This window comes from uncultured Limnohabitans sp., assembly GCF_937889215.1.
GTDB lineage: Bacteria > Pseudomonadota > Gammaproteobacteria > Burkholderiales > Burkholderiaceae_C > Limnohabitans_A.
The window spans coordinates 1-6222 of the sequence record NZ_CALBEX010000168.1; the positions used below are offsets into that span (position 1 = coordinate 1).

The 6222-nt window shown below is 61.3% G+C and carries 6 protein-coding genes; 2 read left to right on the forward strand and 4 right to left on the reverse strand.

Annotated features, from left to right (window positions below; all coding sequences use genetic code 11):
* Both Q0341_RS04370 and senB read right to left on the reverse strand, forming a co-directional pair.
* The coding region (locus tag Q0341_RS04370) for an FAD-dependent oxidoreductase (RefSeq protein WP_299510836.1) at positions 1-1034 on the reverse strand (1034 nt) is incomplete at its 3' end.
* Positions 1035-2009, reverse strand: coding sequence for a selenoneine biosynthesis selenosugar synthase SenB (gene senB, locus Q0341_RS04375; RefSeq protein ID WP_299510838.1), 975 nt, complete (start codon positions 2007-2009; stop codon positions 1035-1037).
* On the opposite strand from senB, the gene senA reads away from it, so the two are divergent.
* Positions 2008-3297, forward strand: a complete 1290-nt coding sequence (gene senA, locus Q0341_RS04380) for a selenoneine synthase SenA (protein WP_299510840.1) — start codon at positions 2008-2010, stop codon at positions 3295-3297. The two genes, senB and senA, sit on opposite strands and share 2 nt — an antisense overlap.
* A gap of 4 nt (positions 3298-3301) precedes the next feature.
* Here the strand turns inward: senA and Q0341_RS04385 are convergent, their stop codons facing one another.
* Together Q0341_RS04385 and Q0341_RS04390 are read right to left on the reverse strand one after the other, a co-directional pair.
* Positions 3302-4315, reverse strand: a complete 1014-nt coding sequence (locus Q0341_RS04385) for a Gfo/Idh/MocA family oxidoreductase (RefSeq protein WP_299510841.1) — start codon at positions 4313-4315, stop codon at positions 3302-3304.
* Positions 4312-5211, reverse strand: coding sequence for an NAD(P)-dependent oxidoreductase (locus tag Q0341_RS04390; RefSeq protein ID WP_299510843.1), 900 nt, complete (start codon positions 5209-5211; stop codon positions 4312-4314). Before Q0341_RS04390 ends, Q0341_RS04385 begins: the two co-directional genes overlap by 4 nt.
* A gap of 252 nt (positions 5212-5463) precedes the next feature.
* On the opposite strand from Q0341_RS04390, the gene Q0341_RS04395 reads away from it, so the two are divergent.
* The coding region (locus tag Q0341_RS04395; protein ID WP_299510844.1) for a TRAP transporter substrate-binding protein at positions 5464-6222 on the forward strand (759 nt) is incomplete at its 3' end.

Consider the following 6222-nt stretch of genomic DNA (forward strand, 5'->3'; position numbering starts at 1 on the left):
CAATGGCGTTGCGGGTCGTAGGCCAGCAGCTTTTGGCCGCGCAGGCTGCGGCGCAAATTTTCGGCCAAGGGTTTGGCCATGCGCACGGCAAAAACACCGGCTTTCTCAAGCGGGCGCTCGACAAACGAGGCGATGTCACCGGCTGCGAACACCAGCGGGTCGTTCAGCGTTTGCAGTTGGGGATGCACCAGGATGAAGCCTTGCTTGTCGAGCGCCAGACCCGTGCTTTGAAGCCAAGCGGGGCCACCGGCCTGGGTCACCCACAGGGTTTCGTCGGCATCGAAGGTGCGGCCGTTGCGGGTGTGCAGGCAACCAGGCGAGACCTGCACCACTTCGGCTTGCGTGTGCACTTCGACGTTGCGCTCCTGCAGCACCTGCACAAAGCGTTGGCGCACGCGGGGGTTGTGCGTGGGCAAGATGGTGTCGCCCGAGGTCAGCAGCACAAATTTCAGGTCTTCTGGGTTGCGTCCCAGCGCCTTGAGTTCGTGGCGCAAACGGTATTGCATGGACAGCACCAGCTCCACACCGCCCGCGCCTGCACCCACCACCGCAATCGTCATACGGCCCCGGTGCACCGGCCACTGGCGGGCTTTGTCCAGCAGGGCCAACCAACGCTGGTTGAATTGTGCGATCGGCTTGACGGGTATTGCCAGACTTTGTGCGCCCTCAACCTGACGCACTTGAGGTGTTGAGCCGATGTTGATGGACAACAGGTCATACGCCACGGGCGGGCGGTTTTGGCAAATGACTTGCTGGGTTTGGCGGTCGATGCCGACCACCGCATCGTGGTAGAGCCGCGCCCCGGCGAAGGCGCAGAGGCGGCCCAGGTCGATGTGCACTTCGTCAAAGCTGTAATGGCCCGAGATGTAGCCCGGCAACATGCCCGAGTAGGGGGTGTCGATGTCGGTGCAGATCACGGTGATTCGCACCCCCGGCTCGGGCTTCATGGCGAACATGCGCAGCACGCCCACATGGCTGTGCCCACCACCGACCAGCACCAGGTCGCGCAGCACGGGTTGATTGGAAGATTGCATTCAAAGGGTCCAGAGATCTTGCACCCAGCGGTGCAAGGCGGCGCGTTCGGCCTGCGGTTCAAACAAGGGTGCGCGCAAGGCGCATTGATCCCTCAAGTGTGCCACCAGTGCCGCATGGTCGCCCTGCGCCCGGCAAGCCAGCATCAACCGGGCCAGCGCGGGGGCATCACCGGGCTCGAAGTAGCCCGCGTAATCCTCTCCCAGCAGGCCCACATTGCCGTCGATGCGCGAGGCCAGCACAGGCGTGCCGCTGCACACCGCATCCATCAGCACATGCGCGCCGCCTTCCATGCGGCTGCAGTGCACCAGCAGGTGCGCGCGCTGGATGCGCTGCAGGGTTTGGGCATGGGGCAGCGCCCCCAGCCAGCGGTAGTGCGGGCTTTGCGCCTGCGTGGCCTGTGCGGCTTGGCCCAGCGCCGCATCGAGCGGTGCACCAATGTGATCGATCAAGATGCCGCTGACGGGGGGGAGCAAGCGGGCTGCGGCCATCAAGGTCAGCGGATCTTTCTCGTCGCGCAAGTGGCCCACCATCACCACGCGCAAGTGGCGATGTGTTTTGGGCAAGGTCTGGCGCGTGCTGGTCGACTGAAAGATCACGCGGGCCTTGGTTTGGTGCTGGGGCGGCAGGCTGCGTACGCCCAGGCCTTGTAAGACCACCAGCGAATGCGCCAAGGCCAACGAGCGCTGCGCCTGCGGGTCGTGCGCGATGTCGCGGTACAGGTCGGTGCCGGTCAGCACCACACCCAGGCCGCGCTGGCCGTGCCGCGCGTGCCAAGCCTCTACGGCTTCGGCGGAGCGGCGGGCGTGCAGGGCCAACATGACGTCGTCATCGCCGGCCTCTGCGTCGGGCCACTGGCGCACGATGCGGGCAGAATGCGCAGACAACAACTGCTGCCAGCGGCGTGCCGTTTGCCAGTTGCCGTTGTTGGCGTCGGCCAAGGCAGGGCTGACAATCACCACTCGAAGTTTTTGCATGGGCGGTTTATACATGAATGGCAGTACCTCGGTGGGTGCAGGGCAGACCACCCCTAGCGCAAGCTCCGGCGGGCTTTTTGACGGGTCGTCTCCAGGCTGCCTGGGGCCTGTGCACAGCGCCGCTCGCACGGCCAGTGCGGCGGATTTGGCCCAGTCCCTGCAACGCACCCGCGAGCGCACGCTGGGCCTGATACAGGCTTGGCAAAACGCCATGCCCGATCTGTCGGTGACGCCTTTGCCGGGCATGAACCCGCCGCTGTGGGAGTGGGGCCACATCGCCTGGTTTCAGGAGTGGTGGACGGTGCGCAACCGCCAGCGCCACCTGGGCACCCGCAGTCCCAGCAGCGGCGCGGACTTTGACGCCTCGCTGCTGCGCGATGCCGATGCGCTCTACAACTCCAGCGAGGTCGCGCACGACAGCCGTTGGTCGCTGCCTTTGCCCGATCTGGCCGGAACGCAGGCCTATTTGGCGCAGGTGCTGCAGCGCAGCTTGGACCACCTGCAAGACGCCCTTGTTGCCGGTCAGGGTGCGAGCGACGAAGCGCTGTACTTTTGGCGCTTGGTGCTGCAGCACGAAGACATGCACAACGAAGCCTCGGTCTACATGGCGCAAGGCCTGGGCTTGGAGTTACCACCGGCCTTGTGCTGGCGTGAACCTGCATCCGGGGCTGCTGCTGCACAAGCAAAGCCCGTGGGTCGGTCCGGGGGCATTTGGGTGCCCGCGCAGGTTTACACCTTGGGCCATGCGGGGCCAGGTTTCGCTTTTGATAACGAGTGCCATGCCCATCCGAAGTCGTTGGACGCATTCGAAATCGACGCAGCCGCCGTGACCTGGGCGCGTTACCTGCCTTTTGTGCAGGCCACTGGACAGGCCTTGCCCCCTTATGTGCGACTCGCGCAAGAGGGGTGGCAAGTGCAGCGTTTTGGCCATTGGCAGGCGCTGGACTTGCAAGCCCCGGCGGTGCACCTCAATGCGCTCGATGCCCAGGCTTGGTGCCAATGGGCAGGCAGGCGCTTGCCCACCGAGCTGGAATGGGAATGTGCGGCGCAGCAGCTTGGCTTTGAGTGGGGACAAGTCTGGGAATGGACGGCCAGCGACTTTGCGCCCTATCCGGGTTTTGAGGTGCACCCCTACCGCGATTATTCAGAACCTTGGTGGCACAACCACCGCGTGTTGCGTGGGGCCTGCGCTGCCACCTCGGCGCATGTGGTGGATGCACGGTATCGCAACTTCTTTGTGCCCCAGCGCCGCGACATCTTTGCCGGGTTTCGCTCGGTCAATCTTTGAGGTTTCAGGCGTGTGAGGCCTGCCCCTTGCGCAGCAGCTCGTCGATCAGCAGATGGGTTTTCAGGGCATCTTCTCCGGTGACCCGAGGTGCGCGGGTTTGTTCGATCGCATCGATGAAATCGGTCAACAAGTCGCGGTGCGGCTCGTGCGAAAAATCCATCATGTTGACGCCGCTGCCGGTGCCCCCTTCGCTGTGCACGCTCAAAGGCTCACCTTGCAGAAAGTTCACCTGCAGATCGGCTCCGGTAAGCCTTGCGCTGCCCAGTGTGCCGATGACCTCGATCGTCTCTGGGAAACCTGGAAACATGGCGGTTGTGGCCATCAGGTCACCGGGTGCACCATTGCCCAAAACCAACAGCGCGCTGACATGGTCTTCGGTCTCCATTTGGTGCAAACGTGTTTGCCGCACCACCGAGGCCGTGACCGATTTCACCCCCACCAACGCTTGAAACAGGTTCAGGGTGTGGATGGCTTGAGTTAGCAACACACCGCCGCCGTCGCGTGCCAAAGTGCCCCGGCCCAGCTCCTGGTAATAGGCTTGAGAACGCCACCACGGCACACGCACCGATGCGGCCTGGATTTCTCCCAGGCGGCCTGAGTCAAGCACCTCTTGCAAGACCAGCGATGCGGGACGGAACCGGTGTTGCAGCACCACGCCTAAATGCAGCCCACTTTGCTGGGCCAGCGCTACCAGTTGTTGTGAGCGCTCAAGATTGAGCTCCAGCGGTTTTTCAAGCAACACATGTTTGCCTGCGGCAAAGCAACGCTGGCAGATGTCCAAGTGGTTGGAAGGTGGCGTCGCCACAATCACCGCCTGGACCAGCGGGTCGGCCAGTGCCTCGTCCAGCGTGCTCACCAAGCGCACAGGGCCGGTGTAAGGCTGGATGCGATCAAGGTGAGGGTGACGCGTCACGGCATAGCGCAGGTCAATGCGTTCGGTCAGGTCTTGCAGGCTGCGCAGGTGAGGCTGAGTGGCTGCACCCAAGCCCACCAGGGCCATGCCCAGGCGCGCGCTCATGAGCGGCCCGAGCCGATTTTGACTTGGTTGATTTGCGCTTGGGCTTTTACCAGGGAAGGCACCAGCTCCTGACCATAGCCCAAGGCGCAAGCAGTGACCAGACTTTGGTGCACGCTGGTGCCGACCAATGAGGGTGCTTTCACGCTTTCGGTCAGGTGCACGTAGTAGCGCAAGTCTTTCGATGCATTGTTCAGCTCGAACTTCAGGCCGGTGTAATCACCCTCGAGTGTTTTGGCCATGGCCTGGAACAAACCTGAGTTGACAGCGCCGGCCGACACCACGCGGACCAGTTGGCTGACATCGATGCCCGCTTTGGCACCCACGGCAAAGGCTTCGGCCGCCGCTGTGGTGATGGCCTGCCCAAGAAAGTTGTTCAGCAGCTTGATGACATGGGCGGCGCCCATTTCACCGACGTGGAAAATATTTTCGCAATAGGCCTTGAACACCGGCTCCAGAAGGGCAAACACCTCTGGCGAAGCGCCCACCATGGTGTTGAGTTTGCCAGCTTCTGCCTCCACGGGGGTGCGCGCCAATGGGGCATCGACCAGGGTCATGCCTACGGCCTGGCAGCGGGCCGCCAAGCGACGCGTGGAATCGGGTTCGCTGGTGGACGCGTCGATGACAACAAGGCCTTTTCGTGCCTGGCTGAGCAGCCCGTTCGGACCTTCCAGGGCAGCCTCTACCTGGGGGGAACCTGTGACGCAGAGGATGACCGCATCGCAACCGGCAAGGTCTGAGTGCTGCGCAACGAGTTGGGCCCCAGCGGCCAGAAGATCCTGCAGCGGCGCATGGCGGCTGTGGGCGGTCACAGAAAGCCGAAAGCCTTTGGCCAGCAAATTCTTGCCAATGCCGTGTCCCATCAGGCCAGAGGCACCGATTAAACCAATGTGTTTCATGCGCTTCTTTCATGTGATGATTCAAAACAGAGGTCCAAGTTATCACTTCTAGACGGGCTGAGACCAGCAGCGCAGGACACCTAGGCGACAGCCTAGGGTTGAACACATGGTTTTCCCCAAGACTGTTCCCAAACCATTGGCCCAAAGTGAAACAAGGAGCAACGCACACTTGTTGTTCCGACCATTACAGGAGACAAACAAATGAGAGTTTTCAAGTCATTGCTTGGTGTTGTTCTTTCGTCGGTTTTGGCAGTGAGTGCACAGGCACAACAAGCCACGATCACGCTCCACGGCGCATCTCAATTTGCGGATGACCATGCCTTTACCAAAACGATGGTGAGGTTCGAAGAGCTGGTTAAAAAATACTACGGTAAACCGGTCAATTTTGTACTGCACAAAAACAGCGAATTGGGTCTTGAGAAAGACTATTTCGCCTACATGAACCAGGGCAAAGCAGTGGACTACGCCATTGTTTCGCCAGCCCACATGTCGACATTTTCAAAGGCCGCACCGTTCATCGACGCGCCATTCCTTTTCAGTGACCTGAACCATTGGAACAAGGTCTTGGACCAAGACGTGCTCAAGCCCATTGCCGATGAAGTGGAGAAAAAAGCCGAAGTGAAACTCATCGGTTACGCCGGTGGTGGCGTGCGCAACTTGTTTGCCAACAAATCGGCCACCAACTTGGCTGAGCTGAAAAACCTCAAAGTGCGGGTGCAGGGCGCGCCGATTTGGAGCCGCACTTTTGCTGCTGTGGGCATGGCCCCCACTGTGATCGCTTACAACGAGGTGTACAACGCCATTCAAAACAGCGTCATCCAAGCCGGTGAAAACGAGGCCGCAGGCGTTGAGGCCATGAAATTCTACGAAGTGGCCCCCAACATCTTGATGACCCGCCATGCCATCACCATTCGCCCATTGTGCTTCTCTGTCAAAACCATGAAAAAGTTGCCAGCCGATTTGCAGGCCGCGATCATCAAAGCGGGCAAAGAAGCGGGCGCCTATGGTCGA